The sequence below is a fragment of the Streptomyces hokutonensis genome (genome assembly GCF_042751305.1).
Classification (GTDB): Bacteria; Actinomycetota; Actinomycetes; order Streptomycetales; family Streptomycetaceae; genus Streptomyces; species Streptomyces hokutonensis_A.
In genome coordinates, this window is sequence record NZ_JBHYWD010000002.1 from 525,822 (window position 1) to 541,316 (window position 15,495).

The window sequence follows — 15,495 nt, forward strand, 5'->3', positions numbered from 1 at the left end:
GCTCTGTTGGTGGTGGGTTTGGGGGTGCCTCACCACCTTTTCGCCCCCCCCGTCATTCTCCTCGTCTTTGCGCCTCCCCCTTTCTTTCCTGACGTCGCTGCCCATGTTCCTGCCGATCCCGCCGGATCAGCAGGAGCCCTCGTCCTGCCAGGGGCCCCACTGGGAGGCACCGGGCACCTCGTTCTGGGTCCACCACTTGGCGACCCAGTTGTGGTTGCCGTACGACACCTCGTTGCCCTGCGTGTAGACGGCGGTGGAGCTCCACGCCGTCCTGCACGTGCCGGGGGTCGGCGTGGGCGTCGGGGTCGGTGTCGTGGTCGGCGGAGTCACGCCCGCGAACTGGACCGAGTACTTGGCGAAGTCCCACGCGTTCTGCGCCACGCTGGAGCAGGTCCCGGATGTCGTACCGCCGTTGTCGACAGGACTGCACTGACGGTCGCGGTTGAGGGACCAGAACGTGAAGCGGTCCATGTTGTGGCTGGTGGCGTAGTTCAGGACCGTCTGGAAGTCGGCCTGGGTGAAGTACTCGCCGGTGTCGCTGCGCCCGTTCATGCCCGAGAAGCCCTCGTGGGCGTACGCGGTCGCCTGGTCCCAGCCGAACGTGGACTGGAGGATGGAGTTGAAGTTGGTGAGCGCGCTGGTCTGGGAGGCCGCGCCGTTGAAGCCGCCGTCGAACGGCATGATGGAGAAGTTGTTCGGGGTGAACCCCTGCGACTTCGCCTCCAGCAGCATCTGCTTGCCGAACCAGCCGGTGCCGTCCGCCGTACCGGCGGTGGTGACGGAGACGTACAGGCCCGAGTTGTTCTGCTGGAGGATCTTGGCCGCGCCGATCTCGTTGTGGATCGCCGCCGTGTTCTCGTACTCCGGCTCCTCCAGGTCGAAGTCGATAGCGTGCAGGCCGTACTTGGTGATGACCTGCTGGTAGGCCGCGGCCGTCGAGGCCGGGTCGGCGCAGGCCTGGCCGAGCTTGGTGCCGCCGTAGCCGCCGATCGAGACGGAGACGTCGCCGCCCTTGGCGCGGATCGTGTTGATGACCGACTGGACGGCGGTGTCCGAGGAGACCGGTGAGGTGCCTCCCCAGGTGGGGGTGCAGCCGCCGCCGTTGGGGGCGAGGACGAAGGCGAGCTGGAAGGCCTTGAGGCCGGTGGCGTCCATGATGGTGCCGGCGTCGGGCGGGTTGTTGTCCGTCGGCATCAGATAGGGGGCTGCGGCGTACCAGCGGTTGCTGAGCGCGGTGGCCGCGTTGGTCGCGCCCTGGGCGTTGGTCGCGATGAGAGCGGTCGTGCCCGCGGCGGCGAGCGTCACTGCGGCCGCCGCGCCGAGACATGCGCGAAGACGTGTCACGTTGTGCCTCCGGTGGGAGTGGGGGAGGCGCCCAGCTTCTGGCCGTGTCGCGGCCACGTCAATGGATTGGACTGGACCAAATCCCGCTTTGGACTAGACCATACGATTTCTTTACCGTCGGCCCGTTGAAGCGCGTCGCGCGACACGTTTGCGACTAGTGTCCCGGCTCACATGGCGTTGTAGGGGTGACGCCGACACCATGGTGCACGTCACCGGCAGGCTGAAGGGATCGGGAATGTTCCGCAAGGTGCTGGTCGCCAACCGTGGCGAGATCGCGATCAGGGCGTTCCGCGCCGGCTATGAGCTGGGCGCGCGCACGGTCGCCGTCTTTCCCCACGAGGACCGCAATTCGCTGCACCGGCTCAAGGCCGACGAGGCCTACGAGATCGGTGAGCCCGGCCATCCGGTCCGCGCCTATCTCTCGGTCGACGAGATCGTCCGCGCTGCACAGCGCGCGGGAGCGGACGCGGTCTACCCGGGCTACGGGTTCCTCTCCGAGAACCCCGAACTCGCCCGCGCCTGCGAGGAGGCGGGCATCACCTTCGTCGGCCCCAGCGCCCACATCCTGGAGCTGACCGGCAACAAGGCCACCGCCGTCGCCGCCGCCCGCGCGGCCGGCGTACCGGTGCTCGGCTCCTCGGCGCCCTCCACGGACGTCGACGAACTGGTGCGCGCCGCCGAGGAGATCGGCTTCCCGGTGTTCGTGAAGGCCGTCGCCGGTGGCGGCGGGCGTGGCATGCGCCGCGTCGAGGACCCGGCCGCCCTGCGCGAGTCCATCGAGGCCGCGGCCCGCGAGGCCATGTCCGCGTTCGGCGATGCCACGGTGTTCCTGGAGAAGGCCGTCGTCGACCCCCGCCACATCGAGGTGCAGATCCTCGCTGACGGCGAGGGCAACGTCATCCACCTCTTCGAGCGCGACTGCTCGCTGCAGCGTCGGCACCAGAAGGTCGTCGAGCTGGCCCCCGCGCCCAACCTCGACCCCGAACTGCGCGACCGCATCTGCGCCGACGCCGTCCGCTTCGCCCGCGAGATCGGCTACCGCAACGCGGGCACCGTCGAGTTCCTCCTCGACCCGCACGGCAACCACGTCTTCATCGAGATGAACCCGCGCATCCAGGTCGAGCACACGGTGACCGAGGAGGTCACCGATGTCGACCTCGTCCAGGCGCAGCTGCGGATCGCCTCCGGGGAGACCCTCGCCGACCTCGGCCTCTCCCAGGAGACGGTCACCCTGCACGGCGCGGCCCTCCAGTGCCGTATCACCACCGAGGACCCCGCCAACGGCTTCCGCCCGGACACCGGCCGGATCAGCGCCTACCGCTCGCCCGGCGGCTCCGGCATCCGTCTCGACGGCGGAACCACCCACGCGGGTACGGAGATCAGCGCGCACTTCGACTCCATGCTGGTCAAACTCACCTGCCGGGGACGGGACTTCACCACCGCCGTCAACCGCGCCCGGCGCGCTGTCGCCGAGTTCCGCATTCGGGGTGTGGCCACCAACATCCCGTTCCTGCAAGCGGTGTTGGACGACCCGGACTTCCAGGCGGGGCGCATCACCACGTCGTTCATCGAGCAGCGCCCGCAGTTGCTGACGGCTCGTCAATCCGCCGACCGCGGCACCAAGTTGCTCACCTACCTCGCCGACGTCACGGTCAACAAGCCGCACGGCGAACGCCCCGACCTGATCGACCCCACCACCAAGCTGCCGCCCGTCCCGGCCGGCGAACCTCCGGCCGGTTCACGTCAGTTGCTCGCCGAACTCGGCCCCGAGGGTTTCGCCCGCCATCTGCGCGAGTCGCCCACGATCGGCGTCACCGACACCACCTTCCGCGACGCCCACCAGTCGCTCCTCGCGACCCGCGTCCGTACCAAGGACCTCCTCGCGGTCGCCCCGGTGGTCGCCCACACCGTGCCCCAACTGCTCTCCCTGGAGTGCTGGGGCGGCGCCACCTACGACGTCGCGCTCCGCTTCCTCGCCGAGGACCCCTGGGACCGGCTGGCCGCCCTGCGCGAGGCCGTGCCCAACATCTGCCTCCAGATGCTGCTGCGCGGGCGCAACACCGTCGGCTACACGCCGTATCCCACCCAGGTGACCGACGCCTTCGTCCAGGAGGCCGCCGCCACCGGCATCGACATCTTCCGTATCTTCGACGCGCTGAACGACGTAGGACAGATGCGCCCGGCCATCGACGCCGTACGCGCCACCGGAACGTCGATCGCCGAGGTCGCCCTCTGCTACACCTCGGACCTGTCCGACCCCAACGAGCGCCTGTACACGCTCGATTACTACCTCCGCCTGGCCGAGCAGATCGTCGAGGCGGGTGCTCATGTCCTCGCCGTCAAGGACATGGCGGGCCTGCTGCGCGCACCCGCCGCCGCGAAGCTCGTGTCTGCCCTGCGCCGCGAGTTCGGCCTGCCGGTACACCTGCACACCCACGACACGGCAGGTGGCCAGCTCGCCACCTACCTCGCCGCGATCCAGGCCGGTGCGGACGCCGTCGACGGTGCGGTGGCCTCGATGGCGGGTACGACCTCGCAGCCGTCGCTCTCCGCGATCGTCGCCGCGACCGACTACTCCGACCGCCCCACCGGCCTCGATCTCCAGGCCGTCGGCGACCTGGAGCCGTACTGGGAGAGCGTCCGCCGGATCTACGCCCCCTTCGAGGCGGGCCTCGCCTCGCCCACCGGGCGTGTCTACCACCACGAGATCCCCGGCGGCCAGCTCTCCAACCTGCGCACCCAGGCCATCGCGCTCGGACTCGGCGACCGCTTCGAGGACATCGAGGCGATGTACGCGGCCGCCGACCGCATCCTCGGCCACCTGGTGAAGGTCACCCCCTCGTCGAAGGTCGTCGGCGACCTCGCCCTGCACCTGGTCGGCGCCGGAGTCAGCCCCGCCGACTTCGAGGCGTCCCCCGACCGCTACGACATCCCCGACTCCGTGATCGGCTTCCTGCGCGGCGAGTTGGGCACCCCGCCCGGCGGCTGGCCCGAGCCGTTCCGCACCAAGGCGCTCCAGGGCCGCGCCGCTCCAAAGCCCGTACAGGAACTCTCCGCGGAGGACCGAACGGCCCTCGAAAAGGACCGGCGCGCCACCCTCAACCGCCTGCTGTTCCCCGGCCCCACGCGGGAGTTCGAGACGCACCGCCAGACCTACGGCGACACCAGCGTCCTCGACAGCAAGGACTTCTTCTACGGCATCCGGCCCGGCAAGGAGTACACGGTCGACCTGGAACCGGGCGTACGGCTCCTCATCGAGCTGGAGGCCGTCGGCGAGGCCGACGAACGCGGGATGCGCACCGTGATGTCCGCGCTCAACGGCCAGCTCCGTCCGATCCAGGTCCGTGACTCCGCGGCGGCCTCCGACATCCCTGTCACCGAGAAGGCCGACCGCGCCAACTCGGGCCATGTTGCAGCCCCGTTCGCGGGCGTCGTCACCCTCGCGGTCGAGGAAGGCGACGAGGTGGAGGCCGGTGTCACCGTCGCCACCATCGAGGCCATGAAGATGGAGGCGGCGATCACCGCTCCCAAGTCCGGCCGGGTCTCGCGCCTCGCCATCAACCGCATTCAGCAGGTGGAGGGCGGCGATCTGCTCGTCGAGCTGAGGTAGGCGGACGGCGGCGACAGGTTGCCCCACCGGTGACCGGATCGGTCCGGTCCCGGACCCGATGCGGCCTGTCGCCGCCCCACCCGCGCGGATCATCCTTGGGACATGAACCGAGCACTGATCGTCATCGATGTCCAGGAATCCTTCCGCGCCCGCCCGCTGTGGGAGACCATCTCCGACCCGAAGATCGCCGAGCAGGCCGACCGCCTGGTGCAGCTCGCCCGCCGAGCGGGTGACCTGGTCGTGTGGGTACTGCACTCCGAGCCCGGCAGCGGCGACGTCTTCGACCCGGCCCTCGGCCATGTCCGACTCATCGACGGACTGGAGCGCGCGGAGGGCGAACCGCTCATCCACAAGACCTCGCACAACGCCTTCACCACCACCAACCTGCAGCAGATCCTCACCGAGCACGGCGTCCGCGAACTCACCATCTGCGGCATCCGCACCGAACAGTGCGTCGAGACCACCACCCGGATCGCGAGCGACTTCGGCTACCAGGTCACCTTCGTCACCGACGCGACCGCGACGAACCCCATCGCGCACCGCGACGCCCCCGCCGACCAGACCGTCGCCGAACTCCTGGCCGACCCCCGCACCCTCCCCGCCGACGAGATCATCAGGCGCACCGAGTACGCCCTCGCCGGCCGCTTCGCCACCATCGCGACGGTCGCCGAACTGGAAGCCGCCGCCGCACATCAGGCATGATGACCGGATCGTGAGCCACGTCGTCTTCTTCCTGGTACCCGGAGTCCACCTGCTGGACCTGGCCGGCCCCGCGCAGGTCTTCTCCACGGCGGCCGACTTCGGGCACCCCTACACGCTTTCCTACGTCGCTGAGCAGCCCCGGGTCACCAGCGCCCAGGGGCTGCCGCTGACGGCCGGGCTCGACTGGCCCGAGCTCGACCCCGAGGACCTGATCGTGGTGCCCGGCTGGCGTTCGCTCCGGCTAGCCCAGGGGCCCGCTATCGGGCCCACGCCCTTGCGGGCCCTACGGGAGCACCACGCCCGCGGCGGAACGGTGGCCAGTGTCTGCGCCGGAGCCGACGCGCTCGGCCGGGCCGGACTCCTCGACGGGCGCCACTGCACCACCCACCACGACGTGCAGGACGAACTCGCCCTGCGCCACCCGCAGGCGACCGTCGTCCGGGACGTCCTGTTCACCACCGACGACCGGGTCATCACCTCGGCCGGCATCGCCAGCGGCATCGACCTCGCCCTGCACATCGTCGCCACCCGGCACGGCCCCGCCGTGGCCGCCCAGATCGCCCGGGACATGGTCGTCTACGCCCGCCGCAACGGCCACGAACCGCAGTCCAGCGCGATGCTCCGGCACCGCTCCCACCTGGACGACACCGTGCACCGCGCCCAGGACCTCATCGACACCCGCTTCGACGAGGCGCTGCCGCTGCCCGCCCTCGCCTCGGCCGTCGGCGTCAGCGAACGTACCCTCACCCGCCTCTTCACCCGGGCCACCGGACTCACCCCGCTGCGCTACCAGCAGACCCTCCGCCTCGAACGCGCCGAGCACCTCATCAGCCACGGCACCACGATCGACGCCGCCGCCCGCTCCGTCGGCTTCGAGGACCCGCGCATGCTGCGCCGGCTGCGGTCCCGCGGCCAGTAATTGAAGGGCGGTTCGGCAGCGGCGCCGTTAGGTTTTCGGGCCGAGGACAGCCCGAGTCGCCACAGGAGCGCCCAGTGATCCCACCCCGTCCGGCTCCGCTGCTCGACCAGTTCGACTTCGCGCGCGAACGCCTCACCGGCCGGATGGCAGGGCCCGTCATGGACAGCGGCGGCGGCACGGACACCCGGGTCGGGCCCTTGACCGACGAGGAGTACTTCTGGGAGCCGGTGCCCGGCTGCTGGTCGGTGCGGCGCCGCTCGGACGGCCCGGGACCGCGCGCAACTGTCCTTGAGGGACAGGGGGACTGGGGCCGTGACTCCGCCGCCTACCCGCACCCTTGGCCGCCGCCCTTCACCACCCTCGCCTGGCGCCTGAGCCACCTCACCGAACTGCTGACCCTGCGCGCCGACCACACGGCCGGCAGCCACACGCTGACCCGCGACGACCACTCCGTCCGCGGCGACGCGGCGAGCGCGGTGGCCGCCTTCGACGCCGGTGCCGAGGCCTGGCGCAAGGCCCTGCTCAGCGTCGACGACACCGCGCTCGACACCGTCGGGTACTGCACCTGTCCGCACGGCAGTGACGGGCAGGAGCCGTTCATCGACATCGTGTGGTGGGTCAACCAGGAAGTACTGCACCACGGAGCCGAGATCGCCATGCTGCGCGACCTGTACCGAGAGCGCGGCTGACCCTCACAGGACCGCTCCCATACGCCAGGGCAGGATCTCCTCGGTCCCGAACCCGAGCGCCTCGGACTTGCTCTCCGCACCGGAGGCCAGGTCCACCAGAGCCTCGAACAGGGCGGTGCCGTAAGCGACTTGATCGGTGTGGCTCACGGCGGGCCCGGCGTCGAAGTCGATGTCGCCGCGCATCCGCTCGTAGAGCCCGCTGGAGGTGCTGATCTTCAGACACGGGACGGGTCGGGAGCCGAACAGTGAGCCGCGGCCGGTCGTGAAGGCGAGCAGGTTGGCGCCGCCCGCGACCATCCCGGTGGCCGACACCGGGTCGTAGCCGGGAGTGTCCATGAAGGTGAGGCCCGGCGCGGTGACCGGTTCCGCGTAGCCGACGACGCCGTTCAGCGGACTCGTCCCGGACTTGAGCACGGCGCGGTTCGCAGCGGTGCGCGGCGGCGGACTCCGGCAACCGGCGCAGCGGCGCGTGCGGGTCCGCCTGGAACGCGGCACTCTCCAGTTCCGGCGGCAACGACCCGGTCTCGTCGCGCGGGGTGCTCGTGGTCATCTGGGTTCTCCCGGCTGGTTTCTCCGCTCTGGGCGGCGAGCGTCTCGCCGGCCGAAGGACTGGAAGGCCGTCATCGCAGCCGGGTGCCGACGGCTGTCGCCGGCACCCGACTGCCGTGCTGTCACGCGTTGTTGAACCGCGCGGTGACCGCGGCCACGCGCTTGCCCTGGTACGCGGCGGCGGCCCGGGCGGTCGAGTGGGTGACGGGCTCCGCGATCGTGACGCGCCCCGACTCCACCTGGAACGTGCCGCTCACCTTGCCCAGGCCGAACAGGTGCCGCTTGGTGAAGGTGACGGACGACAGCTCGGGGGTCGACCTCGTACGTCCCGGCTGGGGGCAAGGAGACGCTCATGCCCTGCCGGCCTCTCGCTCGGCGCACGGGGCGGCCCGCGCGGCGGTTGTGCTTGCTTGGGCAAGTATCTTCGGCCCCTGGGAAATGCTTCGTCAAGCAAGTAGTTCCTGTGGTTCAGTGTTCCTACCGGGAGTTTCGGCGAGAGGGTGAAGGACATGAGAACGCCGGCGGAGCAACAGCACCCCACGAGCCCGGTGTCGGCCCCGCTGAGCTGTGTCGAGGAACGCCTCTGGCGCTCGCTGCAGAGACTGCTGGTGACGCTGCCCCGGGCGCTCGACGAGGACCTGCTGCGCTCCACGGGTCTGTCGCTCACCCAGTACACCGTGCTGATGCACCTGTCGGAGGCGGACGGCGCGAGCCTGCGCATGAGCGACCTGGCCACCACGACCGGCCTGTCGGCGAGCCGCATCACCCGCCTCGTCGAGACCCTCCGCGCCCAAGGACTGGTGGTCAAGCGACCGCACTCGACGGACGCCCGGGGGAGCATGGCCGTACTCACCGAAGCGGGACGGCAGCAGCTGCGCGGCGCCTACCCGGCGCATCTGGCCAGCGCGCGCCGACGTGTCATGGACCAGCTCGACCCGGCCCTGGTCGACCAACTGGCGGAAGAACTGCGGGCGGTGGCCGATCCGCTCCAGGACCGGTGCCGGGCGGGCCACGACTCCCGCGAACAGACGTCCGCGTACGGCGAAGAAGTCACCTGACCCAAGCCGGACGCGCCTTCTCCGGCGAAACATGGTGACCTTCCGGCCCCACCCGCCGTCGAGGAGGCGCCCATGCTCCAGGGCTACACCTACCCGCTGTCACCGCGCGGAGAGGCGAGCCTCGGGCCCGCGCCGCCGTGGCACCAGGGCCTGTCCGGCGGATCAGGTCGCAGGAAAACGGCGGTTCCCGATCAACGCCGGTGAGCGGGGTGTGGTGCGTACAGCTGCAAGGCGGGGGAGGGAGTCGACGCGGAGCGAGGGGGTCCCTCCCGGTCGAGCGAAGCCGAGTCCGGGGGGAGCGAGACCGCCGGCAACGCCGCAGGTGTGCGTGCCACGCCCCGAGTCTGCGGCAGGATCCACCGGACGACACTCCCCGCGGGGCCGACACCGGACCCGGACTCCGACGGGCACGCGGTTGCGCTGTTCATCGACTGGCAGTTCTGCGCGCAGCACGACGGTACATCCACGCGACAACGACCTTGCCCTGGCGCGCGGTTGGGCGCAGGGCTTCCCGAACAACCTGGGCGCCGTCCACCGACCGGCACCGGAGACATCCGCCTCTTCGCCGCCCGGGGCGAGGAACCGGCCGACCTGGCTCCCGTGCGCACCGGCGCCGGCTTCCGCGCCTCGATGTCCTACAGCGTCACGGACGTAAGGCGACTGGACGTGTAGCTGGCCGCCGTTGAGGTTCCTTGCTTGAGCACGCTAATCTGCGAGGATGACCGTCGAAGATCCCCTCACCGCGCAGGAAGAGCGCTTCTGGCGCGCGCTGATGCGTGTCATCGTCTCGCTGCCGCGCTCGCTGGACGACGATCTGCTGCGCGCCACGGGTCTGACGCTCACCGAGTACGTCGTCCTGATGAACCTGTCCGAGGCCGAGAACCAGGAACTCCGCATGGCGGACCTGGCCTCGGCCACCGCCCTCTCGGCGAGCCGCATCACCCGCGTCGTGGACGCGCTGCAGAGCCGGGGCCAGGTCGTCAAACGGCGCTACGAAGGTGACGCCCGGGGCAACGTCACGAAGCTCACCCCGGACGGGATGAAGCGCCTTCAGGCCGCGTATCCGGTCCATCTCGCCAGTGCCCGCAAACGGGTCATGGACCATCTGGACGGCCGGTCACTGTCGGCCATGGTGCGGCAGTTCGAGACGGTGGTCGAGAAGTTCGACTGAGGGCCGCCGCCCCTGGGTTCACGCCTGGGTCGCGCCGGTGCGGTGGCGCCGCTCCTCGAACGAGGCGAAGACCGCCGAGACGCCGTAGACGAGGCTGAAGAGGCCGAAGACCGTGGCGAGGGAGACCGCGCCGATGTCCGGGTGGACGAACAGCGAGAACGCGAAGACGATCGCCACCGCGCCGGTCAGCAGGAACAAGGTGCGTTCCCCCGCCGTCTCGCCGCGCTGGAAGGCCAGGCCGATCTCCATGGCGCCGGACGTCAGGGCCCACGCGGCGATCCAGATGGTGAGCGCGAGAGCCGTGATGCCGGGCCAGGCGAGGGCGACCACTCCGCCGGCCAGCGAGAGCAGGGAGAGCAGCAGCCAGCCGAGGACGGGCCCGACCCGATCGCTGGCGAAGGCGCGTGCCGCGTCCGTCGCCGCGATCATGAACGCGTAGACGGCGAAGAGGACGACGACCGCGCCGATCGTGATGCCGGGCCAGGCGACGGAGACCACACCGAGGACGACGGCCAGCAGACCGCGTGAGAGGAGCACGTTGGGTGAACTGAACATGGTCACCTTCCCCATACGAATGTCGCCCCGGTCCGCGCCCGGGGCCATGGTCCGCCACGAAGGCCAGGGTCGCGCCCCCCGGCCGCGATCTGTCATACGACTGCATCCGCTACTTCCATACCCCCCGGTCGCCATGACATGAAGGGGTACAGCCAACTGACCGATGCGCCGCCCGAGTCGCGGCGGGACCATCGGCACCCCTGGCCTCCGGCCTGTCGACGAGGAGCCGACGTGAGCACTGTGATCGACGGCCCTGCGGGACGCCCCGGTGGGAACGGTGCAGGCCGTCGCCCTCCTCGCACCGGTCGCGGCCGTTGTGGTGTGGTGTGTACGGCGGCGGGTCGGCCCGGTGCTACGGGTTCTGCCCGCGACGGTGCTCGGCGCGCTGGGGGCGTGGTCGCTCACACACCTGGCGTTGGAGCGGGGGAGACCGGACACCTGGCCGGAGGTACTGGCCGGACGGGACGGATTGCCAGCCGCACCGGAGACGCCCTGCGCTTCGCCAAGGTCGCGCTGCGCGGCGGCGACGCGGGCAGCGCCGCCGTCACCGTCTTCGACGACTCCCCGGTCGCGGTCGCCACAGCGGGCGCACCCGATGTCATGGCCCGGGTCGCCGCCCAGGTCCTCGGTCCCGTCGAGGCCCTGCCCGACGACGAACGCGCCCTGCTGCTCGACACGTTGGAGGCCTGGTTCGACTCCGGCGGCTCGGCCGAGGAGGCCGCCAAGGTGCTGTACGTCCACCCCAACACCGTGCGCACCCGGCTGCGCCGGATCACCGAACGCACCGGCCGCTCACTGACCGACCCCCGCGGCATCACCGAACTCTCCCTCGCGCTGCGCGCCGTCCGGCAGACTCCGAGGCCCCCGTCCTCGGAGTCCACCGGTGCCGACTAGGCGGCCGTACCGCCCGCGTAGTCGCTCTTGAAGGTGGTCTCGATGGTGGTGGCGACGGACTGGGCCACTCCCGTGCCGGTGAGGATGATGCCCAACTCCCGGTTGTTGGAAAGGGAGTTGCTGCTGATGTTCATCGAGCCCGCCTCCACCTCCTGGGTGGAGAGACCGTAGTCGGCGACCATCGCCTTGGCGTGGATGTAGAAGCCGTTCGGGTCGGAGTACCCGACGACCGTGCCGCCCGCCGCCTTGATCGCGGACACCTCGCTGGCGTAGCTCGACGGGGTCTCCAGCACCACCCGCACGGTCACCCCCGCCTTCGCCCTGGCCACGATCGCGTTGACCACCGTGCTGTCGCTGAACTCCAGTTCCTCCACGTCGAGCGTCTTGGTGGCCGCGTTGATCACGGTGAGCAGCCGGCTGCGGGAGTCGGTGGGGGACCAGAGCAGGTGGTCGCCGTCGGTCGGGGTGATCGAGGTACCGGCGTAGTCGGCGTTGAACACCTTCTCGATCGCGGCGACATCGCGGGTGTCGTCGGTGAAGACGCCGTAGTCGCGGCCGGTCGTGTAGTACTGCGAGGTCAGATTGCCGGTCAGGATCAGGGACTTGGTGGCGTCGACCGTGATCGTCTTCTGGTGGGTGTAGACGAAGCTGGACGGCGACCACACCACGCCGACGCCCGCGTTCGTCAGCGCCGTGTACGCCGAGCTGTTGGCGGACTGGTGCGCGGTGTCGAGGACCACCCGCACGGTGACGCCCTTCTTCTCCAGCGCTATGAGGTCGTTGACGGCGGTGGTGTCCTCCAGCTCGTACATGGTCATGTCGAGCGAGGAGGTGGCCGAGTTGATGAAGTCGTAGATCGTCGGCTCGCTGGTGGTCTGCGAGAAGGCGAACGCGGTGTACGTCGCGGCGTTGGCGGGGACAGCCGTGACGAAGAGGGTGGCGCCGGCTGCCAGTGCGACGCCGGCACGGCTGAGGAACGTCCTCAACATGCGTGACTCCTAGTCGAGTTGATGCCCACGTGGGGGGTGGTGAGCGTGGGCATGACACCACGCGCGTAGAACGCTGAGGAAGAGAACCCCGGTGAACTCGGGATTACCGCCGCCGAACGGGAGCGGACAAAGGGGACTTCGCCCAGGTGGGGGCCGGTTCATGGAGTCCCCGCGAGTTCGCAAAATCTTCGTAGTCCGCCGGTGACCGGGGATCGTGGACACTGTTAGAGGATCTACAGAGGACGCATGCTCGACCATGACCTTCCCGTGGTAAAGGATCTTTCGATGAGCCAGCAGAACTCGCAGGACGATCGGTTCGACGTCGTTGTACTCGGCGCGGGCCCCGGCGGCTATGTCGCCGCCATCCGCGCGGCGCAACTCGGCAAGCGGGTCGCGGTGGTGGAGGAGAGGTACTGGGGCGGCGTCTGTCTCAACGTGGGGTGCATCCCGACCAAGGCGCTGCTGCGCAACGCCGAACTGGCGCACATCTTCACGCGTGAGGCGAAGACCTTCGGCATCAAGGTCGAGGGGGAGGTCTCCTTCGACTACGGGGAGGCGTTCCGCCGCAGCCGCCGGGTCGCCGACGGCCGGGTCAAGGGCGTCCACTACCTGATGAAGAAGAACAAGATCACGGAGATCGACGGCCGCGGCACCTTCCTCGACCCGCACACCCTCCAGGTGGCCGGATACGACGGCGACACCCGCACCATCGCCTTCGAGCACTGCGTCATCGCCACCGGCGCCACCCCGAGGCTGCTGCCCGGCACCAAGCGCAGCGCGCGCGTCGTGACGTACGAGGAGCAGATCCTCGCCGACGACCTCCCGCAGTCCATCGTCATCGCGGGCGCCGGCGCCATCGGCATCGAGTTCGCATACGTGCTGCACAACTACGGCGTGAAGGTCACGATCGTCGAGTTCCTGGACCGCGTCGCGCCCCTGGAGGACGCCGAGGTCTCCGCCGAACTCGCCAAGCAATACCGGAAGTTGGGCATCGACGTCCTCACCTCCACCCGCGTCGAGTCGATCGACGAGTCCGGCCCGCAGGTCCGCGTCACGGTCACCGGCAAGGACGGCACCCAGCAGGTCCTGGAGGCCGACAAGGTGCTGCAGGCCATCGGCTTCGCCCCGAACGTCACCGGTTTCGGCCTGGAGAACACGGGCGTACGGGTGACCGAGCGCGGCGCGATCGACGTGGACGGCCGGTGTCGCACCTCCGTCCCGCACCTGTACGCCATCGGCGACGTCACCGCGAAGCTGATGCTCGCGCACGCCGCCGAGGCGATGGGCGTCATCGCCGCCGAGACCCTCGCGGAGGCGGAGACGATGGAGCTGGACTACGCGATGATCCCGCGCGCCACCTACTGCCAGCCGCAGATCGCCAGCTTCGGCTACACCGAGGCGCAGGCACGGGAGTTGGGCCACGACATCAAGGTCGCGAAGTTCCCGTTCACCGCGAACGGCAAGTCGCACGGCCTCGGCGACACCACCGGCTTCGTGAAGCTGATCAGCGACACGAAGTACGGCGAACTCCTCGGCGGCCACCTCATCGGCCCCGACGTCACCGAACTCCTCCCCGAACTGACCCTCGCCCAGCAGTGGGACCTCACCGTCCACGAGGTCGCCCGCAACGTGCACGCCCACCCGACCCTGGGCGAGGCGGTGAAGGAAGCGGTGCACGGCCTGGCCGGACACATGATCAACATGTGACCGTCCCTCCCCACCAGCCGACCTTCGAGCCGGTCACGGTAGCCGTCACCGTGACCGGCTTGTGCCGGCCGGTCATGACTCAATCGGTGCGATCACGCACAGAACCTCCCCCGGGTGGCAGCCGTAGTCAACGACAGAGGGGGCGCTCGAAGAGCCGGCTTCCGGGGACCGGACAGTTGGCCAGGCACTGGTATGGGAATGGACGAGATGCAGATATTCGACGGCGCTTCAAGTGCCCGTGAATTGAGGCTGCTTCGGATGTATCGGCGTAATCCTCGACGCATGCTGGTGGTTGCCCTGGACCATCCCCTGACGGACGGGCCGATGGCCGGCGGTGGTTTGGACTGAACCGGTTGGTCGGGCAGTTGGCGACGAACGGTGCCGATGCCGTGGTGCTGCACAAGGGAAGTGTCCGTCGCGTGGATCCGGCCTGGTTCACGCAGATATCGCTCGTCGTGCATTTGAGCGCGAGCACCGCGCATGCTCCCGACCCTGACGCGAAATGCTTGGTCGCGACCGTCGAGGAGGCGCTGCGTCTCGGCGCCGACGCGGTGAGTGGCCACGTGAATGTCCCAGGAACCGACCGGCGTCACCTTCCCGCAACCCGCCGCGGTCACCGGGCCGTAGCGGCACCGAGTCCCCACCGACGCCGCCCGGGGCCGGAGACGCCTCGCATCAGCTGTCCGGCCGACCCGGCCCGGATTTCTGCCGGGCGACCCGGTCCATGCGAGCGCCGGCCGACCGCTCGGTCACTTCACCTCGACGGTGACCTTCCAGGGTGTGATGACCTGGGGGCAGACGCGGCCCGGGCCGGGGACGCAGCGTCGTTGGGCGCTGACGGTGGCGACGCCGCTGTGGTCCGCGTGCAGGACCGCCGAGGCGCCCCCGGACGGTGTCGTGGTGCCGCCGGTGCCCCGGAGCACCGTGGAGTCGTCGGCCGCCGGAACACTCCAGGTGTAGGTGAGCCCGCCCTCGCGGTAGCCGGTGAGCCGGACCTCGACGTCGTCACCGGCGCTCGCGGCCACCGCCCGCCCGCTGTCCACGTTCGTGAGCACTACGCGCTGGGCCAGGCGTGCGTCCGATGCCCGGTCCTGGGCAGCCGCCGGCGCCGTGGCCGTGGCCGAAACCGTGACGGCGGCGAGGGCCAGCCCCGCGGTTCCCAGGACCGTGGACCACTTCGTCGCTCCCATTGATTCCCTCTCCTCGCAACTGTCAGGCCGGCGGTTCCCGCAGGAACGGCGGACCTGCTTCCGGCAGCTCAACGCGACGACGGAGGCCAGGTCACGAGCAGCCGTCCGTTCGAGACCT

15 protein-coding genes and 1 pseudogene are annotated in these 15,495 nt (G+C 69.9%); 10 read left to right on the forward strand and 6 right to left on the reverse strand.

The window, feature by feature from the left end:
- Nucleotides 1-126 precede the first annotated feature (126 nt).
- Nucleotides 127-1,344: a chitinase gene (locus tag ACFXC1_RS08570; protein WP_381240592.1), complete on the reverse strand. Its 1,218-nt coding sequence runs from the start codon at nucleotides 1,342-1,344 to the stop codon at nucleotides 127-129.
- Nucleotides 1,345-1,579: 235 nt separating this feature from the next.
- Between ACFXC1_RS08570 and ACFXC1_RS08575 the strand changes: the two genes are divergently transcribed.
- The 4 genes from ACFXC1_RS08575 (at nucleotide 1,580) to ACFXC1_RS08590 (ending at nucleotide 7,264) form a co-directional block, all read left to right on the forward strand.
- Entirely contained in the window at nucleotides 1,580-4,954 is a 3,375-nt protein-coding gene (locus ACFXC1_RS08575; RefSeq protein WP_381241131.1) for a pyruvate carboxylase, read from the forward strand.
- A 102-nt stretch (nucleotides 4,955-5,056) separates the two neighbouring features.
- A complete protein-coding gene (locus tag ACFXC1_RS08580) occupies nucleotides 5,057-5,656 on the forward strand; it encodes an isochorismatase family protein (RefSeq protein WP_381240595.1) in 600 nt (199 codons plus the stop codon).
- Nucleotides 5,657-5,666: 10 nt separating this feature from the next.
- Nucleotides 5,667-6,575 carry a GlxA family transcriptional regulator gene (locus ACFXC1_RS08585; RefSeq protein ID WP_381240598.1) on the forward strand — a complete coding sequence of 303 codons (909 nt, stop codon included), beginning with the start codon at nucleotides 5,667-5,669 and terminating at the stop codon, nucleotides 6,573-6,575.
- A gap of 74 nt (nucleotides 6,576-6,649) precedes the next feature.
- Nucleotides 6,650-7,264 carry a DinB family protein gene (locus tag ACFXC1_RS08590; protein WP_381240601.1) on the forward strand — a complete coding sequence of 205 codons (615 nt, stop codon included), beginning with the start codon at nucleotides 6,650-6,652 and terminating at the stop codon, nucleotides 7,262-7,264.
- A gap of 3 nt (nucleotides 7,265-7,267) precedes the next feature.
- On the opposite strand, the gene ACFXC1_RS08595 is transcribed toward ACFXC1_RS08590, so the two are convergent.
- Complete coding sequence (locus tag ACFXC1_RS08595; protein ID WP_381240603.1) at nucleotides 7,268-7,678, reverse strand: hypothetical protein; 411 nt, start codon at nucleotides 7,676-7,678, stop codon at nucleotides 7,268-7,270.
- 257 nt (nucleotides 7,679-7,935) lie between these two features.
- A complete protein-coding gene (locus ACFXC1_RS08600) occupies nucleotides 7,936-8,070 on the reverse strand; it encodes a hypothetical protein (protein WP_381240606.1) in 135 nt (44 codons plus the stop codon).
- A gap of 252 nt (nucleotides 8,071-8,322) precedes the next feature.
- On the opposite strand from ACFXC1_RS08600, the gene ACFXC1_RS08605 reads away from it, so the two are divergent.
- The 3 genes from ACFXC1_RS08605 (at nucleotide 8,323) to ACFXC1_RS08615 (ending at nucleotide 10,042) form a co-directional block, all read left to right on the forward strand.
- Complete coding sequence (locus ACFXC1_RS08605; RefSeq protein ID WP_381240608.1) at nucleotides 8,323-8,871, forward strand: MarR family winged helix-turn-helix transcriptional regulator; 549 nt, start codon at nucleotides 8,323-8,325, stop codon at nucleotides 8,869-8,871.
- A gap of 495 nt (nucleotides 8,872-9,366) precedes the next feature.
- Nucleotides 9,367-9,543 carry a hypothetical protein gene (locus ACFXC1_RS08610; protein WP_381240611.1) on the forward strand — a complete coding sequence of 59 codons (177 nt, stop codon included), beginning with the start codon at nucleotides 9,367-9,369 and terminating at the stop codon, nucleotides 9,541-9,543.
- A gap of 46 nt (nucleotides 9,544-9,589) precedes the next feature.
- Complete coding sequence (locus ACFXC1_RS08615) at nucleotides 9,590-10,042, forward strand: MarR family winged helix-turn-helix transcriptional regulator (protein ID WP_381240614.1); 453 nt, start codon at nucleotides 9,590-9,592, stop codon at nucleotides 10,040-10,042.
- 18 nt (nucleotides 10,043-10,060) lie between these two features.
- Here the strand turns inward: ACFXC1_RS08615 and ACFXC1_RS08620 are convergent, their stop codons facing one another.
- Nucleotides 10,061-10,597, reverse strand: a complete 537-nt coding sequence (locus ACFXC1_RS08620; protein WP_381240616.1) for an HdeD family acid-resistance protein — start codon at nucleotides 10,595-10,597, stop codon at nucleotides 10,061-10,063.
- Between the two features lie 393 nt (nucleotides 10,598-10,990).
- On the opposite strand from ACFXC1_RS08620, the gene ACFXC1_RS08625 reads away from it, so the two are divergent.
- Nucleotides 10,991-11,491 (forward strand): PucR family transcriptional regulator, encoded by a 501-nt coding sequence (locus ACFXC1_RS08625; protein ID WP_381240619.1) that lies wholly within the window; start codon nucleotides 10,991-10,993, stop codon nucleotides 11,489-11,491.
- Here ACFXC1_RS08625 and ACFXC1_RS08630 read toward each other — a convergent pair.
- Entirely contained in the window at nucleotides 11,488-12,480 is a 993-nt protein-coding gene (locus ACFXC1_RS08630; RefSeq protein ID WP_381240621.1) for a phospholipase D-like domain-containing protein, read from the reverse strand. The genes ACFXC1_RS08625 and ACFXC1_RS08630 overlap by 4 nt on opposite strands.
- Nucleotides 12,481-12,765: 285 nt before the next feature.
- On the opposite strand from ACFXC1_RS08630, the gene lpdA reads away from it, so the two are divergent.
- Nucleotides 12,766-14,187: a dihydrolipoyl dehydrogenase gene (gene lpdA, locus ACFXC1_RS08635; RefSeq protein WP_381240624.1), complete on the forward strand. Its 1,422-nt coding sequence runs from the start codon at nucleotides 12,766-12,768 to the stop codon at nucleotides 14,185-14,187.
- Between the two features lie 392 nt (nucleotides 14,188-14,579).
- Nucleotides 14,580-14,699: pseudogene (locus ACFXC1_RS08640) on the forward strand (2-amino-4,5-dihydroxy-6-one-heptanoic acid-7-phosphate synthase); the annotation flags it as partial.
- A gap of 237 nt (nucleotides 14,700-14,936) precedes the next feature.
- On the opposite strand, the gene ACFXC1_RS08645 reads toward ACFXC1_RS08640, so the two are convergent.
- Nucleotides 14,937-15,377 carry a hypothetical protein gene (locus ACFXC1_RS08645; RefSeq protein ID WP_381241157.1) on the reverse strand — a complete coding sequence of 147 codons (441 nt, stop codon included), beginning with the start codon at nucleotides 15,375-15,377 and terminating at the stop codon, nucleotides 14,937-14,939.
- Nucleotides 15,378-15,495 lie beyond the last annotated feature (118 nt).